Source organism: Pseudomonas sp. AC463, from assembly GCF_979253585.1.
Map to the genome: position 1 here is coordinate 1 of NZ_CEEDDZ010000276.1, position 346 is coordinate 346.

2 protein-coding genes are annotated in these 346 nt (G+C 66.5%); both read left to right on the forward strand.

Translation table 11 applies throughout. The features are described 5' to 3' along the window. Positions 1–236, forward strand: a 236-nt coding sequence (locus AC0IYH_RS30125) for a hypothetical protein (RefSeq protein ID WP_471837776.1), incomplete at its 5' end; no start/stop codon positions are given. Between the two features lie 10 nt (positions 237–246). After that, the coding region (locus tag AC0IYH_RS30130) for a transglutaminase N-terminal domain-containing protein (protein WP_471837778.1) at positions 247–346 on the forward strand (100 nt) is incomplete at its 3' end.

Here is a 346-nt window from a genome sequence, read left to right on the forward strand (position 1 = left end):
TCGCCAATCACCTCGCCGCGCTGCCGGTGCTGGGGGACGACGAGATGGCGGAGGCGCAGCAGGCGCAGGCGATCCGGCTGAAGGCGATCGTCGCGACGGCGGATGCGACGACGCTAGACGTGGATACTTTGGGCGATGTCGAGAGCCGGCTGGTGGCGTTGTCGGACGCGGTCGCGCGCCGATATTTCCTGCAAGGTGCGGAGCCGCTGCGTGCGGTCGGGCTGACGCTCGCATGAAGGTGGCGGCGTGATCTACGACATCCGGCACGTCACGACGTTCGACTATGGCAATCAGGTCAAGTTCGCGCGCTGCAATCTGCGATTGAAGCCGATCGACTGGCCGGGGC